This is a genomic window from Enterococcus crotali (assembly GCF_000633635.1).
GTDB classification, from domain to species: domain Bacteria; phylum Bacillota; class Bacilli; order Lactobacillales; family Enterococcaceae; genus Enterococcus_L; species Enterococcus_L crotali.
Map to the genome: position 1 here is coordinate 666720 of NZ_AYPQ01000001.1, position 23382 is coordinate 690101.

The 23382-nt window shown below is 37.1% G+C and carries 19 protein-coding genes and 6 pseudogenes; 23 read left to right on the plus strand and 2 right to left on the minus strand.

All coding sequences use genetic code 11. The annotated features are described in order from the left end of the window. The first annotated feature begins 62 nt into the window (after positions 1 to 62). From kynU to V192_RS0103210, 13 genes and pseudogenes are all read left to right on the plus strand, one after another. Positions 63 to 1334 carry a kynureninase gene (gene kynU, locus V192_RS0103150; RefSeq protein WP_029948100.1) on the plus strand — a complete coding sequence of 424 codons (1272 nt, stop codon included), beginning with the start codon at positions 63 to 65 and terminating at the stop codon, positions 1332 to 1334. A 23-nt stretch (positions 1335 to 1357) separates the two neighbouring features. Next, the gene (gene ald, locus V192_RS0103155) at positions 1358 to 2470 is read left to right on the plus strand and encodes an alanine dehydrogenase (RefSeq protein WP_029948101.1); all 1113 of its coding nucleotides are present in this window, start codon (positions 1358 to 1360) and stop codon (positions 2468 to 2470) included. Positions 2471 to 2599: 129 nt separating this feature from the next. After that, the gene (locus V192_RS0103160) at positions 2600 to 3328 is read left to right on the plus strand and encodes a polyphosphate polymerase domain-containing protein (protein ID WP_179190710.1); all 729 of its coding nucleotides are present in this window, start codon (positions 2600 to 2602) and stop codon (positions 3326 to 3328) included. Then, positions 3318 to 3995: a DUF4956 domain-containing protein gene (locus V192_RS0103165; protein WP_025868917.1), complete on the plus strand. Its 678-nt coding sequence runs from the start codon at positions 3318 to 3320 to the stop codon at positions 3993 to 3995. Before V192_RS0103160 ends, V192_RS0103165 begins: the two co-directional genes overlap by 11 nt. Positions 3996 to 4004: 9 nt before the next feature. Beyond that, positions 4005 to 5882: a carbohydrate-binding domain-containing protein gene (locus V192_RS0103170; protein ID WP_025868918.1), complete on the plus strand. Its 1878-nt coding sequence runs from the start codon at positions 4005 to 4007 to the stop codon at positions 5880 to 5882. A gap of 69 nt (positions 5883 to 5951) precedes the next feature. Then, positions 5952 to 6524, plus strand: coding sequence for a hypothetical protein (locus V192_RS0103175; protein WP_025868919.1), 573 nt, complete (start codon positions 5952 to 5954; stop codon positions 6522 to 6524). Between the two features lie 144 nt (positions 6525 to 6668). Next, positions 6669 to 7372, plus strand: a pseudogene (locus tag V192_RS19150) (response regulator transcription factor). Then, complete coding sequence (locus V192_RS0103185; RefSeq protein ID WP_025868920.1) at positions 7353 to 8648, plus strand: sensor histidine kinase; 1296 nt, start codon at positions 7353 to 7355, stop codon at positions 8646 to 8648. Before V192_RS19150 ends, V192_RS0103185 begins: the two are co-directional and overlap by 20 nt. A gap of 68 nt (positions 8649 to 8716) precedes the next feature. Then, positions 8717 to 9648 (plus strand): annotated as a pseudogene (gene rnz / locus V192_RS19155) (ribonuclease Z). 12 nt (positions 9649 to 9660) lie between these two features. After that, a complete protein-coding gene (locus tag V192_RS0103195) occupies positions 9661 to 10461 on the plus strand; it encodes an SDR family NAD(P)-dependent oxidoreductase (protein ID WP_025868921.1) in 801 nt (266 codons plus the stop codon). 13 nt (positions 10462 to 10474) lie between these two features. Then, the gene (locus V192_RS0103200) at positions 10475 to 10909 is read left to right on the plus strand and encodes a LapA family protein (protein ID WP_029948102.1); all 435 of its coding nucleotides are present in this window, start codon (positions 10475 to 10477) and stop codon (positions 10907 to 10909) included. 131 nt (positions 10910 to 11040) lie between these two features. Further along, positions 11041 to 13353, plus strand: coding sequence for a single-stranded-DNA-specific exonuclease RecJ (gene recJ, locus V192_RS0103205; RefSeq protein WP_025868922.1), 2313 nt, complete (start codon positions 11041 to 11043; stop codon positions 13351 to 13353). A 3-nt stretch (positions 13354 to 13356) separates the two neighbouring features. After that, on the plus strand, positions 13357 to 13869 hold the full coding sequence (locus V192_RS0103210; RefSeq protein WP_025868923.1) for an adenine phosphoribosyltransferase: 513 nt from the start codon (positions 13357 to 13359) through the stop codon (positions 13867 to 13869). Positions 13870 to 13974: 105 nt separating this feature from the next. On the opposite strand, the gene V192_RS0103215 is transcribed toward V192_RS0103210, so the two are convergent. Both V192_RS0103215 and trhA read right to left on the minus strand, forming a co-directional pair. Next, positions 13975 to 14175 (minus strand): hypothetical protein, encoded by a 201-nt coding sequence (locus V192_RS0103215; RefSeq protein WP_025868924.1) that lies wholly within the window; start codon positions 14173 to 14175, stop codon positions 13975 to 13977. Between the two features lie 159 nt (positions 14176 to 14334). Beyond that, positions 14335 to 14987: pseudogene (gene trhA, locus V192_RS19160) on the minus strand (PAQR family membrane homeostasis protein TrhA). 130 nt (positions 14988 to 15117) lie between these two features. On the opposite strand from trhA, the gene V192_RS0103225 reads away from it, so the two are divergent. From V192_RS0103225 to dprA, 10 genes and pseudogenes are all read left to right on the plus strand, one after another. After that, complete coding sequence (locus V192_RS0103225) at positions 15118 to 15960, plus strand: DegV family protein (protein WP_025868925.1); 843 nt, start codon at positions 15118 to 15120, stop codon at positions 15958 to 15960. 241 nt (positions 15961 to 16201) lie between these two features. Then, positions 16202 to 17088 (plus strand): annotated as a pseudogene (locus V192_RS19165) (SGNH/GDSL hydrolase family protein). A 5-nt stretch (positions 17089 to 17093) separates the two neighbouring features. Then, positions 17094 to 17792 (plus strand): YpmS family protein, encoded by a 699-nt coding sequence (locus V192_RS0103235; RefSeq protein ID WP_025868926.1) that lies wholly within the window; start codon positions 17094 to 17096, stop codon positions 17790 to 17792. After that, positions 17789 to 18298 carry a peptide-methionine (S)-S-oxide reductase MsrA gene (gene msrA / locus V192_RS0103240; protein ID WP_025868927.1) on the plus strand — a complete coding sequence of 170 codons (510 nt, stop codon included), beginning with the start codon at positions 17789 to 17791 and terminating at the stop codon, positions 18296 to 18298. Before V192_RS0103235 ends, msrA begins: the two co-directional genes overlap by 4 nt. 4 nt (positions 18299 to 18302) lie before the next feature. Then, positions 18303 to 18521 carry a YozE family protein gene (locus tag V192_RS0103245; protein WP_035010730.1) on the plus strand — a complete coding sequence of 73 codons (219 nt, stop codon included), beginning with the start codon at positions 18303 to 18305 and terminating at the stop codon, positions 18519 to 18521. 94 nt (positions 18522 to 18615) lie between these two features. Then, positions 18616 to 20058, plus strand: coding sequence for a S41 family peptidase (locus V192_RS0103250; protein ID WP_025868929.1), 1443 nt, complete (start codon positions 18616 to 18618; stop codon positions 20056 to 20058). Between the two features lie 165 nt (positions 20059 to 20223). Beyond that, on the plus strand, positions 20224 to 20778 hold the full coding sequence (lepB, locus tag V192_RS0103255) for a signal peptidase I (protein ID WP_035010732.1): 555 nt from the start codon (positions 20224 to 20226) through the stop codon (positions 20776 to 20778). 8 nt (positions 20779 to 20786) lie between these two features. Continuing rightward, positions 20787 to 21649 (plus strand): annotated as a pseudogene (ylqF, locus tag V192_RS19170) (ribosome biogenesis GTPase YlqF). Further along, positions 21639 to 22405 (plus strand): annotated as a pseudogene (locus V192_RS19175) (ribonuclease HII). Before ylqF ends, V192_RS19175 begins: the two co-directional pseudogenes overlap by 11 nt. A 67-nt stretch (positions 22406 to 22472) precedes the next feature. Further along, positions 22473 to 23354 (plus strand): DNA-processing protein DprA, encoded by an 882-nt coding sequence (dprA, locus tag V192_RS0103270; RefSeq protein ID WP_025868931.1) that lies wholly within the window; start codon positions 22473 to 22475, stop codon positions 23352 to 23354. Positions 23355 to 23382 lie beyond the last annotated feature (28 nt).

The following is a 23382-nucleotide window of genomic DNA, read 5'->3' on the forward strand; positions in this document are numbered from 1 at the left end:
GAAGTATTTTCATTTAAAAATGATGCTTCTTTTAAATAAAAAAACTTGGAAGGTGACGAATAATGGAAAGAATATTTCAAACAGACCTTGCTTTTGCAAAGGAAATGGACCAAAAGGATCCACTTAGAAGTATCAGAGACCGATTTTATGTTCAACCTGGTGAAATATACATGGACGGTAATTCATTAGGTCTGGCGTCAAAGGATGCTGAAAAAGCGTTGCTGAATATGATGGATATCTGGAAAACTGAAGGAATCAAACTGTGGGATGGTTTGTTCCATTATGCAGGGAAATTAGGTGAGATGTCGGCACCGTTGATTAATGCTCATCCAGATGAGGTCGTAATCACAGGCAGTACCACAATCAACATCCATCAATGTATCAGTACATTATACAAACCAACAAAAGATCGATATAAAATTTTAGTGGACGACTTAAATTTTCCAACTGATCGTTATGCGATCGACAGCCAAGTTCGTTTAAAAGGTTATGACCCGAATGATGCAGTGAAAGTTGTAAAAAGTGCAGATGGACGGTTGATCGATGAGTCAGCTGTTATTGAAGCAATGACAGATGATGTGGCGATCATCTTATTGCCAACCGTGTTATACCGCAGTTCACAAGTATTGGATATGAAACGAGTGACAGAAGCGGCACATAAAAGAGGAATTTTGATTGGTTGGGACTTATGTCATGCGATTGGTGCAATACCGATGGATTTCAAAGATGTCGATCCTGATTTTGCCATCTGGTGTACGTATAAATATTTATCAGCAGGACCAGGTTCGATCGCGGGCTTATATATGAATCAAAAACATTTTAAAGAAACACCAGGATTAGCAGGCTGGTGGGGAAATAAAGATGATACACAGTTTGAATTGAAACACGAGTTTGAGCACCAACGTGATGCGAGCGGTTGGCAAATAGGTTCCCCAAGTTTCTTGGCGATGGCGCCATTAGAAGGAACATTAACGATTTTTAATGAAGTAGGGATGGATAAGATTCGAGCAAAATCATTATCTATCACCGCTTATCTAATGTATTTGATCGACGAAAAACTTGCAAAATATGGTTATGCTGTTGGCAATCCCCGTGAAGATAGTAAACGCGGAGGACACGTTTGTTTAGAACATGAAGAAGCGTATCGGATTTGCAAAGCGTTGAAGGAAGCGAATATCATTCCAGATTTTAGAGAGCCTAATGTGATTCGTTTAGCGCCAATTGCGTTGTACAACACCTATGAAGAAGTATACACCTTAGTTGAAACGTTAGAAGATATTGCTGTAAATAAAAAGTATGAGAATTTCAGTAATGAACGGACATTAGTTGTTTAAAATAAATCAGTGAGGTGAAAATCATGCGTATCGGTATTCCAAAGGAAATCAAAAACAATGAAAATAGAATTGCTATTACGCCTGCTGGAGTCGTTAGTCTGATCAATAATGGTCATCAAGTAGTTATTGAAAGCGAAGCAGGACTTGGCTCAGGCTTTACAAATCAAGAATTTCAAGAGGTTGGTGCCGAAATTGAACAAGATGCCGCAGCAGTTTGGCAGTCTGACATGGTTATTAAAGTAAAAGAACCACTAAAAGAAGAGTTTCAATATTTTCATGAGGACTTGATTTTATTCACCTATCTACATTTGGCACCAGAACCTGAATTAACAGACTCATTGATCGCAAATAACGTAACAGCTGTAGCGTATGAAACAATGAGTCTAAATCATACCTTGCCATTATTAACGCCGATGAGCGAAGTAGCAGGTAGAATGTCTGTCCAAGTCGGTGCACAGTTTTTGGAAAAACCCAAGGGCGGAGAAGGGATTTTACTGTTTGGTGTACCAGGCGTCGAAAGAGGAAAAGTTGTGATTATCGGCGGTGGCGTTGCAGGGACTAACGCAGCGAAAATCGCGATTGGTTTAGGCGCAAAAGTGACAATTTTAGATGTTAATCCTAATCGTTTGGCAGAATTGGATGATCTTTTCGGTAACAATGTCCAAACACTGATTTCTAATGCGTATCATATTGAAAATAAAGTAAAAGAAGCCGACGTTGTGATTGGCGCCGTTTTGATTCCAGGAGCAAAAGCACCAAAATTAGTGACTGAGAAAATGGTCAAGCAAATGAAACCAGGTGCGGTAATTGTTGATATTGCAATCGATCAAGGCGGGATTTTTGAAACAACTGATCAAATCACGACCCATGATAATCCAACCTATGTCAAACATGGTGTTGTACATTATGCAGTAGCTAATATGCCAGGTGCAGTTCCTAGAACATCAACCTTTGCTTTGACTAACGCCACGATTCCATACGCGGTCACGATTGCCAACAAAGGAATTGTCCAAGCGGCGAAAGAAAATTCTACGGTTTCAACGGGAATCAATACGTACAAAAAACATTTAACAATGGAAGCGGTAGCAAAGGATCAAAACAAAGAATACACGCCAGTATGTGAGTTGTTAAAATAAAAATACTTTTTTTAGATGAGGTTGGGTCAGAAGAGGTTGCTTCTGATCCCAGGCTCATCTCTTTTTTTCGCTTTAAGCTTCATTTATGGTTCCTCTTATACAATGAATTTAGTCAAAGGAGGAGATAAAATGGTGAAACTAAAAAACAGCTTTCAACGGAAAGAAAAAAAATACCCACTGACAAATGAAAAATATTATCTGCTTAGAGAAAGATTACAGCCTTATATGCAAGAAGACGAATATGGACTACATACAATTATTTCTATTTATTTTGATACGGCAGATTATGAGATGATTCGACATTCTGTCACAAAACCAATATATAAGGAAAAATTCCGGATTCGCAGCTATGGCATTCCGAATGAAACATCAACTGTTTTTATGGAAATTAAAAAGAAAGTCAGTGGAGTCGTCTACAAGAGAAGGATTGCTCTTTCGTATCAATCCGCTAAAGAGTATATCCAGCATCCACATTCATGCAAATTTGAACAAACCAAAGACCAGCAAATCAAACAGGAAATTGACTGGTTAGTCGCTAGAAAAAGATTAGAGCCTAAAGTGATGATTGCCTATGATCGACGAGCGCTTTTTGATACAGAAAACGAAGATTTTCGTATTACATTTGATTTTAATATTCGTTATCGAAAAGAAGAATTAACCCAAGCGTTAGATGATAAAGGAGAACGAGTGGCATCTGAAATCGATGTGTTGATGGAAGTGAAAGCTTTAGGTGCTTATCCTCTTTGGTTTTCAGAACTGTTAGCAGAACTTGAAATCTATCCAGCCTCGTTTTCAAAGTATGCTCAAACTTATCAAAGATATTTATATTGTAAGGAGGATTTTTTTAATGTTGTCTAGTTTATTAGTCGAAAGTACCGTGGAATTGTCATTCAAGCAGTTGTTACTTTGTATCGTTACTTCTATTGCGCTGGGACTTTTAGTTGCATGCGTTCATATGTATAGAAATGTTTATAGTAAAAATTTTGTGATCACGCTAGCTGTTTTACCAGTATTAGTTCAGTTGGTGATCATGTTAGTCAATGGAAATCTAGGAACAGGAGTGGCAGTTTTAGGGGCGTTCAGCTTGATTAGATTTCGTTCAGTAGCCGGTGGAGCAAGAGAAATCACGAGTATTTTTTGGTCGATGGGAATTGGTTTAGCTACTGGCATGGGATTTGTGAGCTACATTGCTATTTTTTCCGTAATCATTGCCTGCTTCTTATTGTTTTTAAATACGATTCATTTTGGAGAAAAGCAAAAAGTGACGGAACGTGAAGTTAAAGTTACCATTCCAGAAGATTTAGATTATCCTGGTTTATTTGATGATTTATTTCAGCAATATGCCTATACATCTAACTTAGATTCAGTAAAAACAACCAATATGGGCAGTTTGTATGAACTACGTTATCGAATAACACTAAAAGATAGTCAAATGGAAAAAGAATTGATGGATGCTATGCGTGTTAGAAATGGTAATTTAACGATTATTTCAGGCAAGGTTTCAACAAATAGAGAAGAATTGTAGGTGAGGATCATGAAAAAAACAAAATTTGGTTTAGCTGTATTAACGATATTGCTTATGCTGCTAACAGGATGTGCCAAAGAAACCACCCAAACGACAACTACTTCAACTTCGAAAAGCAAAGAACAAGTTGTTGCGGTTCAAGAGGCTAACAAATCAGCTGATAATAAATACGGTGCTTATTCTGAAGAAGATTTTAATGAAAGTTATGACGAAAAAAATGCTACCAAAATTGAATTGAAAGATTCTGGCAGCAAAATAACTGGAACAGGCGCTTCGGAAAAGGATCAAACAATCACTATTACTACTGGTGGTACTTATATTGTATCAGGGAGCTACAACGGACAAATAAAAATCAAAGCGAATGAAGAAAATGTTCATCTCGTTCTAAACGGAGTATCGATAACTAATGATTCGTCGTCAGCAATTTATGTAGAACAAGCAAAAAAAGTAATTACGACTTTAGCACAAGATACAAAAAACAGCCTTATAGATGGTTCTGAATACACGTTTGCTACAGCAGGTGAGACAGAACCAGATGCCACCTTTTTCAGTAAAGATGACTTAACGATCAATGGCACTGGAACACTAGAAGTTACAGGTAATTATAGTAACGGGATTCGTAGTAAAGATGATTTAGTGATTACGAATGGAATAATCAGTGTTACAGCTAAAAATAACGCAATCAAAGGCAAAGATTCTGTATCAATCGCAAATGGAACCTTCTCAATAAAGACAACTGAAGGTGACGGTATCCAAGCAAATAATAGCACAGACGCGGATAAAGGATGGGTCGCGATCGATGGTGGGACGTTTACGATTAAATCAGGTAACGATGGGATTCAGGCAGAAACAAATTTATCTATTGCGAAATCTGATATCAAGATACAAACAGCAGCGGGGTATAATGACCAATCAATTGACACGACAGCCAGCTATAAAGGATTAAAAGCCTCAGGAAATATTATTGTAGACGATGGTACGTTTGACTTAAACACGGCCGATGATGCAATCCATTCAAATGCGACCGTTACAATCAATAACGGTACTTTCACAGTAGCAAGTGGAGATGACGGGATTCATGCAGATACTGATTTGCTGATCAATAAGGGAAAGATAATAGTCAATCACTCTTATGAAGGATTGGAAGGTGCAACGGTAACGATTAACAACGGCGATATTTCTGTTAATGCAACAGATGATGGCATCAATGCAGCTGGTGGTAGTTCAGGTGAGCAAGAGCAAGAAGGACAATTTGGTGCAGATTCATTTGGTGAACCTGGCGGTGGACAGCCCGGTGGTGGCGGTGATAGCACTAAATTTATAGAAGTAAACGGCGGAACGACCTATGTAAATGCAGACGGCGACGGGATCGATAGTAACGGTGATATTCGAATGACTGCAGGCACACTAATCGTAAATGGGCCAACTAATGATGGAAATGGAGCACTTGATTACGATGGAACCTTTACAATAGATGGTGGAATCTTTGTTGCAAGCGGCAGCTCTGGTATGGCAATGAGCGCAAGCGATGCGTCTTCTCAAGCAGCGCTGAGTCTTTACTTTGACGATACTCAAACAGCAGGAACTCTTGTCAATCTTAAAAATGCTGCAGGGAATACAATCATTTCATTTGCACCAGAAAAGGATTTTTCTCATATCGCAATCAGTTCATCTGATCTAAAAGTGGGCGAAACAGTAACATTATCTACTGGCGGTAAGGATTCTGGGGAAGCAAAACATGGTTTGTATAGTGACAGTAGTTATTCAGATGGAACAGAACAGGCAAAAATTTCGATCAACGACATAATAACATCAGTCGATCAATCTGGCGCAGAAGTTACTGGTAGCCAAATGGGCGGAGGGCCTGGAGGGCAACCACCAAGATAATTGATTTTCATTGCTTTAATGGCTAGTTTATTGATAGAATAAGGATATCAAATAGAACGAGGTGGTCGTATGTCTAAACGTGTTATTATTATGCATTTCGAAGTAGAGAGCCAAGCTTACCAAGCATTTTCAGAAATAAAGAAATTGTATGCTGAGAAAAAAATAAAAGGCGAACAAATGGCTGTAGTAACCCATGTTAATGATGGGGTTCATCAGTTTAAAATCGATGATTTTCTTGATTTTACTGGTAATAACCATACGGCGAAGAACAGTATGATTGGGATGCTGATCGGCATTTTAGGTGGTCCATTAGGGATTCTGCTAGGTTGGTTTGCAGGAAGTTTATTTGGTGCTTCTCAAGATGCAAAAGAAATTCAAGGTGCTCAAACAGTTTTTGAACATGTAACAAAACAAATCGGTGAAGGCGAAACAGGCTTGATTTTAATTGCGGAGGAAGATGATAATCGTCCATTGAACCAATTGATCATGAATGAATTAGGCGGCGAAATTACCCGTTTAGATTTTGAAGATGTTGAAAAAGAAATCACGGATGCCAAAGCTGTTGAGAAAGAAACAAAAGATTCAGCAGAAAAATCTTGGCAAGATAAAAAACAAGAGCCAACTGAAAAAACAGAAAATTAAATATTTTGTAGGGATAGATGCAAGTTATTGGCTAAACTTGTCTCTATTCCTACACTTAAAAATGAATAAAAAGGGAAGCTAGAGGACGGGACAAGAAATTTTTTCCACTAGTCTTCTTTTTTGATTATAAGGATGTGATAATAAATGCTGAAAATACTATTAGTAGAAGACGATGAAATTTTATCAGATAGTATCTTAGAAATATTAGCAGAAATAGGCGATATTGTTCAAGTATACGATGGGGAAGAAGCCTGTACGAAGGCGAGCGGGGAATTTATGACTTGATCGTATTGGACTTGATGTTGCCGTTAATGTCTGGCGAGCAGGTTTTAACAGCTTTGAGAAAGAAAAATATTTATACACCTGTTTTGATTTTAACAGCTAAAGATGGGCTAGAGGATAAAGTCAATGGGTTTAAAAATGGTGGGGATGATTATTTAACTAAACCCTTCCACCGAGAAGAGTTATTATTGCGTGTTCAGGCACTTGCTCGTCGTTCTTTAGGAATGAACGGGAAAAATGAATTAGTAGTTGGAGACTTATGTTTGGACATGGATAATCGCCAAGCTAGTTTCAATGGTTTGGAGTTGGTTCTCCAAGGAAAAGAATTTGATTTATTGCATTATCTTATGCAGAACAAGGGACGAATTATTACAAAAGACCAATTGTTCGATCGTATTTGGGGATTTCAATCCGACACGACTTTGACAGTGGTTGAAGTGTATATGAGCAATTTGAGAAAAAATTTAAAACCATTTGGAATCGACCGATGGATCAAAACTTTGCGAAATGTCGGTTATCTTTTCGAACTACCAGAGGAGCTGAAGCATGAACAAACAACTGAGTAAAAAGCAACGAATCAATTATTTCGCGATTAATCTGATTTCATTTGCTAGCATTTTTCTCATTCTAGGTTTGATTGTCTTCCAACTTGTTCAAACGTCGATTTACCAGTCAGTTGACCATGATTTGAAGCGCCTTTCTGAGGATGAAAAATTTTTGCAGCATCAGCTTATGCAAATTGAACAGCCACAAGGAATACCAGCCCAGTTGGGTAAATTTAATACACCACCGCCAAATAATTTCCAACAACAAGTGATTCTGTGGTCCAAAGAAGGGAAAATTCTCAATGAATCTGAACTAGGTTCACGTTTTTATGATTTTCAAAATTTGAAATTATCAACTGAAAATTTACATAAAATCAGCAATGTGCAAACAAAAGACAGCAACGATCGCTCTTTACAATTCCGTTCGATCACACTTCCTGTTGAAAATCAGCAAGAGGTGGCGTATCTGCAACTTTTAGTCAATACTGACCCGATCAGAGGAACGGTCGAGCAGTTCAAACAAATCCTGATTATTTGCATGATTATTTTTGGCTTGCTATCGATTGCTTTGAGTTACTTTTTGTCTAAGTGGTTTATGAAACCGATCTTAACCTCATGGAAAAAGCAACAGGAGTTTGTCGAAAATGCTTCTCATGAGCTAAGGACACCACTAACCATTATTCAAGCCAAACTAGAAAAATTATTTACCAAACCCAATCATACCATCTTAGAAGAATCTGAAACGATCGCGCTATCATTAGAAGAGGTTCAACGCTTGAGTCAATTAACAAGCGACTTGCTTTTATTGGCTCGCTCGGACTCTGATGCATTGACCTTGGAAAAAGAACCAGTGAAAATCAACTGCTTTTTAAATACGGTACTCTTACCTTATCAAGAATTAGCGTCAGCAGAAGACAAAGAATTTATCATTGATCTTGGGAAGGAGCAGCAAGTCTTTTTTGATAAAAAGCGGGTCCATCAATTATTGATTATTTTACTGGATAATGCATTAAAATATACGAATTCGTGTGAGAAAATAATCGTCTTTTCAAGTGTGAAAAATAATGAATGGCTCATAAAAATCAGTGATACGGGCAGTGGGATTCCCGATGAGAAAAAATCAGCTGTTTTTGAACGCTTTTATCGTGGAGAAGAGTCTAGAAACCGAAAAACAGGCGGCTACGGAATCGGTCTTGCGATAGCTAAGTGGATCGTGGATGAGCATCAAGGGAAAATTGAATTAATCGATAATTTGCCAAAAGGTACGACTGTGATAGTGCGATTTCCTATAAAATAAATATTATTTGCTAAAGTGGCGACTTTCTTCTAAAATAAAGAAGAAGTTTAAGGAAAGTTAGGTAGCCAATGGAATTACAATTTTTAGGTACAGGAGCTGGAGTTCCAGCAAAACATCGAAATGTGAGTAGTATCGCATTAAAATTATTAGATGAAAGAAATGCCGTATGGTTATTTGACTGCGGTGAAGGAACACAATTACAAATTTTGAAAAGTAATATCCGCCCAAGAAAAATCGAGAAAATATTTATTACTCATTTACACGGAGATCATATCTTTGGTTTGCCTGGTTTATTGAGTAGCCGCTCATTTCAAGGTGGAAATGAACGACTAGAAATTACGGACCACCTGGAGTTGCAGAATTTGTCCGAACAGCATTGAAAGTATCGCAAACGAAACTCTCTTATGAACTAAAGTTTATCGAAATCAAAGACGAAGGAATCATTTTTTCAGATAAACAATTTACGGTCTCTTGTTTGCCTTTAGAACATGGGATTCTTAGTTTTGGTTATCGTATAGTAGAAGCGGATCATGAAGGTGAGCTTCAAGTAGACAAATTAGCAGCCTTAAATATTCCGTCAGGTCCGATCTATGGGAAAATTAAACGTGGTGAAACTGTGACCTTGCCTGATGGAAGAATAATCAATGGTAAAGACTTCGTCGGTGAAAAAAAATCTGGTAGAATCGTAACGATTTTAGGAGATACCAGAAAGACAAATAATAGCGTTCAACTTGCTGAAAATGCTGACGTACTTGTTCATGAAAGTACGTTTAATAAAGATGAGGAAAAAATGGCTAGAGCATATTTTCATTCAACGAGTCATCATGCTGCCCAAGTTGCGTTGAAAGCCAATGTAGCAAAACTAATACTGACACATATCAGTGCGCGTTATTTAACAGGTGATATTATTCAGTTAGAAAATGAAGCCAGAGAGATTTTTCCAAGGACAAAAATCGTGAAAGATATGGAAATCGTAGAAGTACCTTTTAAAGATGAGTAAGGGGGAATTAAAATGTATCATAACCAAGATTTAACAGATAAAGTAGTTGTAGTTACAGGTGGATCGGCTGGTTTAGGTGAGCAAATCTGCTACGAAGCTGCCAAAAGAGGAGCAATCGTAGTTGTTTGTGCCAGACGTATCAATTTGATCGGTAAAGTAAAAGAAACTTGTGAAGAATTAAGCGGGAAATCAGCGTTCTCATTTCAATTAGATATTGCGGATCCTGAAAATGTAGAAACTGTTTTTGAAAAAATCGAGGCAGAAGTAGGTGTTATCGATGTGTTAGTAAATAATGCAGGCTTTGGTATTTTTGAAAACTTTGTGGATATTGATTTAGCTGTAGCTAGAAATATGTTTGAAGTCAATGTATTAGGAATGATGGTTTTTACCCAAAAAACAGCGATCCAAATGGCTGAAAGAGGTACAGGTCATATTATCAATATTGCTTCTATGGCAGGGAAAATGGCAACAGCAAAATCAACAGTTTATTCTGCTACAAAATTTGCAGTTTTAGGCTTTTCAAATGCCCTCCGTTTGGAATTAAAACCATTAGGTGTCTCTGTAACAACAGTTAATCCAGGACCAATCAAAACTGAATTTTTTGATAAAGCAGATCCTTCAGGGGACTATTTAGCCTCAGTTGATTTACTGGTTTTAGAACCAAATAAGCTAGCCAAAGAAATTGTTAATGCAATGGGAACATGCAAACGCGAGATCAATCGTCCCCGTGTTATGGAAGGTGCTTATCGCCTCTACACATTATTCCCTCATATAGGAGATCTATTAGCAGGCGGATTGTTAAATAAAAAATAAGGAGGAAAAAACGATGAAAAATCAGTGGCGTGTGGTTGTGGGGCTTGTTTTGGTTCTGATTGTTGTGATATTTGCTGTGCTAAATAATCAGACAGTGCCCGTTAACTTCGGCTTTACTAAAATCTCTGGTCCATTGATCCTCATTATTTTAGGATCGGCAATAGTTGGTGCTTTGATTGGTTTACTAACATCAACAACAACCATGTGGAAACAGAAAAAACAAGTCAAAGAGTTAAGAAAAGAGATCGAAGGATACAAAACGGATACAGATAAATTGGTCCAAGAGGAAGCTGAAAAAATAAAACGATCATATGAAAATCAGCTAACTGAATTACAAGCAAAATATGATGCTGTAAAAACCCAAGAGCCGATAGAACCGATGGTAGATACAGAACCCGTTGGCAGTAGAGTCGACCATTTTACTAAGCCAAGAAATAATGAAGAATAAATATAACACGGAAAAAGCAAAGATAAAGCAGCAATCGTTTATCTTTGCTTTTTATTTTGCAGTTCTTTTTAGGATACTTTCTTTAGTTTTTCGATTCTATTTGATATAATTACTTGGTTAGGAGTGACGTCGTGAAAAAACCAAAATATATGTGGCAATTGCGAGAAACAACAGAGTTGCCAGAAGAATTTTCGAATATATTAACAGATGAACAAATCAATCCATTACTAGGACAATTGTTATGGCATCGCAACATTCAGTCAAAAGAGAGCTTAGATCTTTTTTTGCATCCAACAGTAGAAAATCTATATGATCCATTTTTAATGTATGATATGGAAAAAGCTGTAAATCGGCTTCAAGAAGCCGTAGCACAGGGAGAAAAAATCTTAGTCTATGGAGATTACGATGCGGATGGGATCACAAGTACAACGGTTATGAAAGAAGCGATTGAGCTGATTGGTGGAGAAGTAGAGTATTTCTTGCCAAATCGCTTCGTTCATGGCTATGGACCAAATTTAGCGGTCTTTAAAGAACAGATCGAAAATGGCGTCCAATTGATCATTACCGTCGATAATGGGGTTGCAGGTCATGAAGCGATCCATTATGCTACAGAACAAGGCATTGATGTCATTGTTACAGATCACCATGAACTGCCTCCAGTTTTACCAGATGCTTATGCAATCATCCATCCAAAACATCCACAAGGACACTATCCCTTTGGTGATTTAGCTGGAGTAGGCGTTGCATTTAAAGTCGCAACAGCCTTATTGGGCGAATTGCCTGCTGAATTTCTTGATTTAGTTGCAATCGGTACAATAGCAGACTTAGTTTCCTTAACCGATGAAAATCGAGTTTTGGTTAAAATGGGATTGGAAATGATTCGAACTGGTGAAAGAATCGGTCTCGATATTTTGATCCATTTAGCTGAGCTTAAAAAAGAAGCAATTAGCGAAGAGAGCATTGGTTTTACGATCGCTCCGCGTTTAAATGCCTTAGGCCGTTTAGGTGATGCAGCTCCTGGGGTAGAATTAATGACGACTTTTGATGAAGAGGAAGCTGAGCGAATCGCAACATATATCAATAGTCAAAATGATGAGCGTAAAGAGATCGTTGCTACAATCACAAAAGAAGCTTTCCAGCTTATTGTGCCGACTGATCCAATTCATATCGTGGCAAAACAAGGCTGGCATGAAGGCGTTCTGGGGATTGTTGCTGGAAGAATTATGCAAGATACCGGAAAACCAACGATTGTGTTAACGATTGATGAGAACAATGAAACTGCTAAAGGTTCTGGTCGTAGTGTTTCTGCCCTGAACTTGTTTGACGCACTAAGTGAGATCCGTGAAGCGTTTACTCATTTTGGCGGTCATCATATGGCTGCTGGAATGACTTTGCCTGTCATGAATATCGATAGAATGAGAGAACATTTGATCGGCTATCTAAAAGAAAATCAGATAGACCTTGCTCAAGGGCAAGAATTATTGATTGATGAGTCGCTTAAAATAGAAGATGCAACAATTCCATTTATTCAACAACTTAAGATACTTGCTCCGTTTGGAACAGATAATCCCGTACCCAATTTTTTATTTGAAGATATAACTGTCGAGCAATGCCGACAAATCGGGGCAGATAAAAGCCATCTTAAATTCCAACTAAGCCAAGCTGGTGCAAAATTAGATGCTATTGCTTTTCAAATGGGGGATCAAGCAGACGAATTTGGGCAAGGAACAACTAACATTGTTGGGCAGCTATCAATCAATGAGTGGAATGGCAATAAAAAACCACAACTGATGGTCAGTGATTTTTCAGTAGATGGCGTTCAATTATTTGACCTTCGAGGGAAAAATGGTCGCCAAAAAGAAATTCCTGTGGCAAATACAATGTATATATACTTCAATTCAGATAGCCAAAAATTAATTGATCATCAGGCAAGTCATCAACAGCTGTTTACGACAGTCGAGGAAACCGTTGAGCAAATCAACAAAACAAATAGCCAGCAGTTAGTTTTTGTTGATTGTCCAGATAATATTGATTTGCTAAAACAAATTACTCAAGCTGGAAAAATCGAGCGCGTTTATCTGATGGGCATTTCATCGGAAGAAGCGTATCTAAACGGAACTGGGACAAGAGAGCAATATGCTCAACTTTACAAATTTGTAAGACAACAAGAGCAAGTAGATGTTCGTTACAAATTAAATGTAGTAGCACAGCACTTAAAAATCCAAGAAAAATTATTAATTTTTATGATACAGGTGTTTTTTGATCTAGGATTTGTTACAATAGAAAACGGTGTTTTAAGAAAAGTTGAGAGTCCTGAAAATCATCCATTAACGGAAAGTAAGGTTTATCAAACTCGCTTAAAAAGAATCAAAACAGAAGAGTTTTTGTTATACAGCGATCGTGAGACATTACAACAATGGCTGTGGAATGAGGAGGAAGTATAAAAAATGGATTTAAAAGATTATATTGCTAGTATTCCAGATTATCCGGAAAAGGGAGTGATCTTTAGAGACATCTCCCCGTTGATGGCCAATGGAGAGGCGTATCGTGAAGCAACAAAACAAATCGTTGATTATGCAAAAGAAAAAAGAATCGATATGGTTGTTGGACCAGAAGCACGTGGCTTTATCGTAGGCTGTCCTGTGGCGTACGAATTAGGAGTAGGTTTTGCTCCTGTTCGTAAAAAAGGAAAATTACCTCGTGAAACGATCGAAGTAACCTATGATTTGGAATACGGTACTGATACGTTAACACTTCATAAAGATGCAATTCAACCTGGGCAAAGAGTATTGATTTGTGATGATCTATTAGCAACTGGCGGTACGATCAAAGCAACCATCGAACTAATTGAAGCATTAGGCGGGATCGTTGTCGGTTGTGCATTTTTAATTGAATTGATGGATCTACATGGACGAGATAAAATTACTGGCTATGAAATTGTTACATTGATGGAATATTAAAAAACAGCTCCCAGAAATATAAGGGAGCTGTTTTTTCGCTGTTTCATATTAGAAATAAGGTGACCGTAAAACTGAAGGTCACCTATAAATCAATTATACTTTGACCTATGGGTATTTACGGTAAATATAATGTTGATGCTCATTCTTTTTTCTTGTATGAGAATATCGTTTCTCATCCCATAACATGAACCATATAATAAACAGAGGACTAACAATAAGTAAAGCTGAACGTAGCCCTAATGTACCCAAGAAAATACCAATAATCAATACTACAAATAATAACCCACCACGACGAACTGCTTTCATCCTTAATCACCTCATAATTTTTATCGAACAAACGTTTGTATAGTTATTATACGAATGTTTGTTCGGTTTGTAAAGAGATAAATACAAAAAAGGCATTTCTTTTTTGATAAATCAAAAAGAAACGCCTTAACCCTTTTAAACAAAGGAATCATATGAAGTTTAAGTATAAAGTAAAATCGAAAAGAACATGAAACCGGCGCCTAACATAACGAACAGATGCCAAACTACGTGCATGAAACGAACACTTTTTAAGCTGTAAAAAGCAGCACCCAATGTATAAGAGACACCACCGGCTACTAGTAAGGCAACGCCAGTAAATCCTAAAGAATCATACAATGGTTTGGCAGCAACAACACAAAGCCAACCCATAATAATATAAATGACAGTAGAAATATTTTTCACGGTCTCTTGTTTATGCAAGGTTAAAGATTTATAAACAACACCGCTAATTGCCATCAGCCAGATAAGTATAAATAATAACCAGCCGAGCCAACCATCAATACTTAATAAACAAAAAGGGGTATAGCTACCAGCTATCAATAAGAAAATAGAACTATGATCAAAAACTTGAAATACTTTTTTAGCTTTCGTAAAAATCAAGCTATGAAATAAGGTGGATGATAAAAATAAAAGAATCAGCGTAGAACCATAAATGGCATAAGAGACGACATGAACAGGGGAGCCCAGGCGTGCACCTTTCACCAGCAAGATGATCAAGCTACAATACTTAAGCCAGCTCCAATCCCATGTGTGACCGCATTAAGCACTTCGTTTAAAATCATATATTTTCTGGAGAATTTTACTTTTTCCAAGAAATCAACTTCCTTCATTTTAATTTGGTGAAAAATAATTCTTAGTCTGTTATAATAAAAACAGACATTCAAGCCTCAAAAGTATTTTACCACGAATTGAGGTTGTTTTTAAAGAAAGAGTGATAAAATTATGACAAATGTTAAAATTGTGACTGATTCTTCTTGTACGATGCTTAGAAGTGTACGCGATGAATTAGCTATTCACATGATTCCGTTATCCGTAATGATCGATGGTGTAGTATATGCTGATGATGATCATTTAGAAGGTGAACACTTTATGGAATTGATGAGTACATCAAAAGCATTACCTAAAACCAGCCAGCCGCCAATCGGTGAGTTTGTTGAGCTTTATGATCGTTTAGGTGCTGACGGCAGTGAGGTTGTTTCAATCCACATGACAAAAGGTCTAAGCGGTACAGTAGAAGCAGCTAGACAAGCCGGAAATCTTAGCTCTGCGAATGTGACAGTGATTGACAGTGATTTTACTGACCAAGGCTTATCCTTTCAAGTAATACAAGCAGCTAAACTTGCTAAAAATGGAGCAAGTGTTCCAGAGATTTTAGCAGAAATCAATCATGTTAAAGAAAATACGAAGCTTTTCATTGGGATCTCTACATTGGATAATTTGGTTAAAGGTGGCCGTATTAGCCGCGCGACAGGACTTTTATCTAGTATTTTTAATATGAAAGTAGTAATGGATTTCGATCATACCGAACTGATACCAGTTGCCAAAGGTCGAGGATTGAAAACATTCAATAAATGGTTTGATGAGCTTAAAACTGAGTTGAGCACTTTGTCAAATGTACGACAAATTGGGATTTCTTATGCAGACGGATTAGAGCTTGCGAACAGTTTTAAAGACGGTCTGCAAGCATTATTTCCAGATATGGACATTCCTGTACTGCACACAAACCCTGTGATTGCGACGCATACAGGTAAGGGTGCATTTGCGATTATGTACTATACAGACTAAGTGTCAGCTATTTGAAGGAGTGTTTCATTCCAAATGGTTGCTACTGGTCTCACCGTTTATACGGATTTTTCAAGAGTGGGATATGACTCGTAGAGTTATGACCCCACTCTATTTTTATAAATTTTACTGTACAAATCGATTAAAAATAGAGATAATTTAAAGTATTAAGACTAAAAACTCCAAATACTGTAAACGAGTAAATTACGATTTTTCTATGGTTTACAGCAAAGAAAGGGATAGAATGAAGAATTTTTTCAAAAATAATTGGTCAAGCTTTGCGCTTTTTTTCGCCACGATCATTGGTATTTTTTTACTTTTGTTCTTAATCGTGCCTAAGGCTAAACCAATTCTAGGAACTGGGGCACAACAAATAGCCAAAAGTGAAACAAAAGAAGTCATCCATTACGTTGCAATTGGAGACTCTTTAACAGAAGGAATTGGGGATCTGACGAATTCCGGAGGTTTCGTACCGTTAGTTGCCAAAGATTTGCAAGAGCAGTATCATTTGAACGGTGTTCAAACGGACAATTTCGGGAAAAATGGTGACCGCAGCGACCAAATTCTTAAACGAATCAAAAAAATGAAACCATTCAAGATGGTTTAGCAACAGCCGATGTCATCACATTGACTGTTGGCGGAAATGATTTAATGAAAGTTATAAAAGGCGATATTTTTCGTTTAACAAAAGACTCATTTAAACGGCCATTAACAAGCTATCAAAAAGAAGTAGATAAGTTATTGACAGAGATTCGCAAATACAACACAGATGCACCAATCTATGTTTTAGGAATATATAATCCGTTCTATCTGTATTTTCCTGATATTACTGAAATGCAGGAAATCGTTGATAATTGGAATGCTGGTACAGAGGAAATTGTTAAGGCAGAAAAAAATGCTTATTTTATTCCTATCAATGATTTACTTTATAAAGGTGTTGGGGATGAAGTGGGGATCGTTAGCAGTGAAAATACGATGACCTCAAGTGAAGAAGTCGACATCAAAAATAATGCCCTGTATGAAGAAGACCATTTCCATCCTAATAATCTAGGGTATCAAATCATGGCAAGCACGGTTCGCGATAAAATGGTAAAAACACAAGATAAATGGCTCAAAAAGGGAAGTGAGTGATACAAATGACAAATGAATCAGAAGAAAAAAAGGTCGCGCCAAAAACTACTAAAAGAAGAAAAAAAACACCGGAAGTCAAAAAAACGATCAATCGCTGGAAAGTCGCTTTTCTTGTTTTGATTGCTCTTATTATTGGAAGTCTTGCTTTTATTTTTGTTAGAATTACTCAAGTTAGAGAGCCTAATTATAAACCTGTTCCCGAATTAGTCGAAAAAGATGGTACCCCCGTCATTGCGATTCAATCGAATAAAAAACAAGTAAATGCCTTGATTGATTTTTATCTAAAGGATTTCCAAAAAGGCTCTGATATTACCTATAAATTCTATTTAGAAAATGAAGCTATGTTGAATGGTACTTTTGAAGTATTGGGCCATCCGATTCAGTTTTATCTGTATTTTGATCCTTATGTGATGGATAATGGCAATGTCCAATTAAAAGCAAAAAGTTTATCCATTGGAACATTGGGACTACCTATGAAAGAAATCTTGAAATTTGTACAAAGGGATTACAAGTTACCAAATTGGGTAGAGGTGAACCCTGAAGATAGTACCGTATTATTACGCTTAGATCAATTCAGAATGCAAAATGGTCTGTTTATCCGAGCAGAAAAAATCAACCTAGTTGATGATGATATTCGCATGAATATTTATTTACCAAAAGACAGTGCTGATACAGCTAAAGATGTGAAGGAGGAAACCAATTGAGCGAAAAAGCAATATTTGCTGGTGGCTGTTTTTGGTGCATGATCCAGCCCTTTGATACCCAACCTGGCATTCATTCAGTCGTTTCGGGATATACAGGGGGACATGTCGAAAATCCAACGTATGAACAAGTTTTAAGTCACACTACGGGTCATACTGAAGCGGTTGAAATTGAATTCGACCCGACTATAATGTCTTATGAAAAATTAGTAGAAATATACTGGCAGCAGACAGACCCCACAGATGCGTTGGGACAATTTGAAGACCGTGGAGATAACTATCGCCCGGTGATCTTTTATACAAGCGAGCAACAAAAAGAAATCGCCGAAAAAAGTCGTCAAGCGTTGCAAGAGAGCGGTCGTTTTAGTGAACCGATCGTAACCTCGATCGAGCCGGCAATGACTTTTTATCCCGCTGAAGATTATCATCAAGATTTTTATCAAAAAGATCCTGAACGTTTTGAAAATGCCCATGAGAATCGAGCAAATTTTATAGAAGAGAATTGGTGATTATATGAGAAGAAGCTTCTATCATTATTTAATGACATTGAGAGCGCCCAAAAAAACTGAAGAGAGCCAATTTGCAAATGATGCGGCAAAAGATATTCAGTTTCCGAAACAATCTGAGGATTACCATGAATTATCAAGTTATTTAGAGATGGATGCTGATTACTTAACTAATATGCATATTTTTGATGAGTTGTGGGAAAAATATGTAGAAAACAATAAATAAAAAAGGAAGGAAAGGTAAAGAAAGCTTTTCCTTCCTTTTTTTCATGGTAAACTGGAAAACATGCAATGATAATTTTATAGAAAGAGATGACTATATGAAAAATAAACAACAAGTGCCTTTTCACCAATACATTATTTCGCTTGCATGTGTCGCTTTTTTGACCGGCGGCAGTTGCTATATTTATTTTGACTCTCAATATAAAAAACAACTTGCGGATAGTCCTGCTCAAAGTGCTAATCTAAGAAAAGTTGATAATCTATATAATGAAATCGTCAATAATTATGTAGGGAAAGTTGATGAAGAAAAGTTAGTTGATGGTGCTTTAAAAGGCATGACAGAGGCTTTAGATGATCCTTACTCCAGTTATTTAAACGAGCCAGAAGCCGATGAGTTAGACCAAAGTCTTGCAGGCAGTTTTGAAGGAATTGGCGCGACAATGACTATGACAGATGAACTGCCAACGGTTGCTCAAGCTCCGATCGAAGGCTCACCAGCAGCTAAGGCAGGGATGAAGACGAATGATACGATTTTAAAAGTGGATGACGAAGAAACGCAAGGCAAAACTCTTTCTCAAGTTGTCAGTAAAATTCGTGGAAAAAAAGGAACAGAAGTCAGTTTGACCATTAAACGTGGTGAAGAAACCTTTGAATTGAAATTAAAAAGAGATACGATTCCAATCGAAACAGTCAAAGGGGTATTAGATAAAGACGACGATTCAATCGGCTCGATCAAAATCACTTCATTTGGCGAAAATACGTACAAAGAACTTCAAGAAACCATCAAGACATTAAGAAAAGACGGAGCAACCTCTTTTGTGATCGACTTACGCCAAAATCCAGGTGGATTACTTGATCAAGTGGAAAAAATGGCCAGCATGTTCCTTAAAGACGGTAAAACGATTCTTAAGTTTGAAGATAAAGCTGGGAATACTAGTGAAGAAGTGGCTTCTAGTGAACTCGATGGCGGTTTTAAAGTAACTGAACCGACTGTTGTTTTAGTTGATGAAGGCAGCGCTAGTGCATCTGAGATTTTTGCAGCTGCCTTAAAAGAATCTGGGAATAAAGAGATTATCGGAACTAAAACTTTTGGAAAAGGAACTGTTCAAACGGTTAAAAACCTGAATGACAAAAGCGAAGTCAAATTAACTGTCTTAAAATGGTTGACGCCAAAAGGAAAGTGGATCCATGAAAAAGGATTAGAACCTACGATCAAGGCTGATTACCCCGAGTATGCTTATCTTTCACCAATCTCTAGAGATAAAATATTAAAATTAGGAGATTCTTCTCCAGTTGTCAAAAATATAAATGCTCTATTAAACGCACTGGGTTATGATGTCAATGCACAGGCCAGTGATTTTTCGGAGCAAACAAAAGCCGCAATCAGTGCTATACAGACTGATAATAATCTTCCCGTTACAGGAGAAGTAGATAATGAAACGGCGGCTCAAATCGAAACGGAGATAGGTAAAAAAATCAAAGAAAATGATCAAGCGTATGCTGCTGGAATCAAAGAACTTCAAAAAGAAGATAAAAAATAGTAAGGAGAATGGGTGTCAAAACTGGCTATAAACAAAATAAAAGCCTTTTTTTACACCTTTCACATCCTTTATTTATTGATGCTTCGTTTTTTACTTTAAATTAGTCGCTTTTTTTGGTGTTTTTCCTTTATAATAGAACCAGTAAGTAAAAGGGAGAGAGTAATAGTGGAAAAACGAAAATCTTATATTGGCTCCTTTATTTTTTTCATGAAACTGCTTATTCCTTCGTTACTGTTGTTATTTATACTGAGAGGCTTTATTCTGATCCCTGTTCCTGTAGATGGAAATTCAATGGAGAAAACATTGAGTCAAGGAGATATGATTGCAATGGAAAAGTTTACATCGATCAAGCGCTTTGATGTAGTCGTATTCAAGTTACCAAATGGCGCCATTTATATTAAACGCGTGATTGGACTGCCTGGAGATGCCGTTCGCTACGAGGATGATCAGCTATATATCAATGAGCAACCCGTTGAAGAATCATTTTTAGAAAAAAATATCAAAAAAGATCATGAGACGGCTCCTTACACAACTAATTTTAATTTAAGTGATCTCATCACAACAGATGTATTACCTAAAGACAGTTATTTTGTATTGGGAGATAACCGTAGAATGTCAAAAGACAGTCGTTCTTTTGGTGCTGTCGAGAGTAAATATATTTTAGGAAAAGCTCAGTTTGTTTACTACCCAATAACACATATGAAATTCATACCAAGATAGGTGATAAAATGACAATACAATGGTTCCCAGGACACATGGCAAAAGCCAGAAGAGAAGTATCTGAAAAAATAAAGTATGTTGATATCGTTTTTGAATTAATCGATGCAAGACTTCCACTCTCATCGCGAAATCCGATGATGGATCAAATCGTCCAACAAAAACCTCGGTTGATCCTATTGAATAAAGGAGATTTAGCGGATAAAGAGCAGAATCAAAAATGGCAGCATTATTTTCAGGAAAAAGGCTATCACACGCTGATTATTAATGCTCAACAAAATAAAGGCGTCAATAAAATTGTGCCTGAGGCAAAAAAAGCACTAAAAGAAAAACTGGATCGAGAACGATCAAAAGGAGTAAAACCACGCGCAATTCGTGCAATGTGTATCGGTATTCCTAATGTAGGAAAATCTACTTTAATGAATCGTTTAGTTGGAAAGAAAATCGCACAAACAGGAAACAAACCAGGTGTAACAAAAGGTCAGCAATGGCTGCGCTCTGGGACAGATTTAGAGCTACTTGATACGCCAGGGATCTTGTGGCCTAAATTTGAAGACCAAGAAATCGGGAAAAAGTTAGCACTGACAGGTGCTATCAAAGATCAACTACTGCATTTAGATGATCTTGCGATTTATGGCTTATCGTTTTTTTCACAATTTTACCCTCAGCGTTTGGTTGAACGCTATAATCTAACAGAGGAAGACACTTTGCTACCCGCTGCCGAACTTTTGATGCTGATCAGTCAAAACGCGGTTATCGTGATGATTATGATCGCGCAAGTGAAATGATCATTCAGGAAATTCGCAGCAGCAAATTAGGTCCATATACTTTAGATCGTTGGGAAGAATTAGGAGCACTAAAAGATGAAAACTGAATCAATTCAGCAAATTAAAGCAGCGTTAGCTACTATTGAGACAAGAAATGATGAACGGATCGAACGATGGAAAAAAGATGAACGTAGCGGTGTTCAGCAGGCTTTGGCCCAGTGGGATCGAAGAATCCAACGTTATGAAAAAGAGCTGGCACTATTTGAAGAAATGCAAGAGTTTGAAAACAACGCTCGAGCTCAAGGTCATCGTTTAATCGTAGGGATCGATGAAGTAGGCCGTGGACCATTAGCAGGACCTGTTGTAGCTGCAGCAGTAATCTTCCAGAAGGGTTCAAATTGCTTGGAGTAAATGATTCTAAAAAGTTATCAGCTAAAAAAAGAGATGAACTTTATAATGAAATTCAAAATCAAGCCATTTCAATTGGAATCGGCATGGTGGATCATAACAAAATCGATGAAATTAACATCTATCAAGCTTCAAAACTGGCGATGGGTATAGCTCTTGAAGATTTGTGTTTTATTCCTGATTATTTATTGATCGACGCAATGAAATTAGATGTTAACATTCCACAAGAAAGTATCATTAAAGGGGATGCTCGTTCTATATCGATTGCAGCGGCAAGTATTGTTGCCAAAGTTATTCGTGATCGCTTGATGGAAGACTATGCTAAAATGTATCCTGGATACGGGTTTGAACACAATGCAGGCTATGGAACAAAAGAACATTTATTAGGGATAAAACAGCAAGGAATCTGTACGATTCACAGAAAAACATTTGCTCCAATTAAAGACCTGTGTTAAAAAAATAAAAAGCGCCTTTTTTTGCGGATACTTACTATAACAAGTATTTGTGAAAGAAGGTTTTTTTATGGAAGATAAACAACGAAATTTATTATTTAAACTGGTAGTTTGTAATGGTATTGGCAATTTAGGGATACTAAAAGTGTTAGATTTTTCAATGAAATATAATAACTGTACGGATTTCTCAAAGGAAGAAATCATTCAAATTGCTGGTATCACATCATATCAAAAATTATTTTCAGAGTCATGGGATCATTGGACAAAAGAATCTGAGAAATTGGTCAAGTACCAATTTGATCATACGTTTATCACTATTTTAGACTCGTATTATCCCTATTACTTAAAACAAATCTATAATTGTCCTGTTCTATTATTCTATAAAGGAAACATAGAACTTTTAAAAAATAATTGTTTGTCTTTTATTGGAGCCAGGGCAGCTTCAGTTTATGGTATAAATGTTGTCCGTCAATTGATCCCTGATATGATCAGAAACGATTTCACAATTGTCAGTGGATTGGCAAAAGGAATTGATAGTGTTAGCCACCAAGTCACTATGCAACATGGTGGAAATACAATTGGTGTTATCGGAACTGGACTGGATATTTGTTACCCAAAAGAAACTGCCCATATTCAACGAAAAATGATGACAGATCAATTAGTGGTCAGTGAATATCCGAACGGTGTAGGTCCTCGAAAATATCATTTTCCAATGCGAAATCGAATTATCGCTGGTATAAGTTTAGGGACTTGTGTGATCGAAGCTCGAAAAAAGAGTGGTTCTTTGATTACAGCACAAGCAGCATTAGAGTATGGTCGTGAAGTTTTCGCTGTACCGGGGAATCTATTTGAAGCCCAATCTGATGGCTGTCATGGCTTGATTCAAGAAGGGGCAAAATGTACGATTTGCCCTCAGGATATCCTAGAAGAAATTCAATTTTTTTCAATTTAACTGTATCAATCCTTGACAAACCTTTAAT

Coding starts and splice junctions, on each gene's coding strand:
- kynU (WP_029948100.1), top strand. CDS start 63: ATGGAAAGAATATTTCAAACAGACCTTGCTTTTGCAAAGGAAATGGAC.
- ald (WP_029948101.1), top strand. CDS start 1,358: ATGCGTATCGGTATTCCAAAGGAAATCAAAAACAATGAAAATAGAATT.
- V192_RS0103160 (WP_179190710.1), top strand. CDS start 2,600: ATGGTGAAACTAAAAAACAGCTTTCAACGGAAAGAAAAAAAATACCCA.
- V192_RS0103165 (WP_025868917.1), top strand. CDS start 3,318: ATGTTGTCTAGTTTATTAGTCGAAAGTACCGTGGAATTGTCATTCAAG.
- V192_RS0103170 (WP_025868918.1), top strand. CDS start 4,005: ATGAAAAAAACAAAATTTGGTTTAGCTGTATTAACGATATTGCTTATG.
- V192_RS0103175 (WP_025868919.1), top strand. CDS start 5,952: ATGTCTAAACGTGTTATTATTATGCATTTCGAAGTAGAGAGCCAAGCT.
- V192_RS0103185 (WP_025868920.1), top strand. CDS start 7,353: ATGAACAAACAACTGAGTAAAAAGCAACGAATCAATTATTTCGCGATT.
- V192_RS0103195 (WP_025868921.1), top strand. CDS start 9,661: ATGTATCATAACCAAGATTTAACAGATAAAGTAGTTGTAGTTACAGGT.
- V192_RS0103200 (WP_029948102.1), top strand. CDS start 10,475: ATGAAAAATCAGTGGCGTGTGGTTGTGGGGCTTGTTTTGGTTCTGATT.
- V192_RS0103210 (WP_025868923.1), top strand. CDS start 13,357: ATGGATTTAAAAGATTATATTGCTAGTATTCCAGATTATCCGGAAAAG.
- V192_RS0103215 (WP_025868924.1), bottom strand. CDS start 14,175: ATGAAAGCAGTTCGTCGTGGTGGGTTATTATTTGTAGTATTGATTATT.
- V192_RS0103225 (WP_025868925.1), top strand. CDS start 15,118: ATGACAAATGTTAAAATTGTGACTGATTCTTCTTGTACGATGCTTAGA.
- V192_RS0103235 (WP_025868926.1), top strand. CDS start 17,094: ATGACAAATGAATCAGAAGAAAAAAAGGTCGCGCCAAAAACTACTAAA.
- V192_RS0103245 (WP_035010730.1), top strand. CDS start 18,303: ATGAGAAGAAGCTTCTATCATTATTTAATGACATTGAGAGCGCCCAAA.
- V192_RS0103250 (WP_025868929.1), top strand. CDS start 18,616: ATGAAAAATAAACAACAAGTGCCTTTTCACCAATACATTATTTCGCTT.
- dprA (WP_025868931.1), top strand. CDS start 22,473: ATGGAAGATAAACAACGAAATTTATTATTTAAACTGGTAGTTTGTAAT.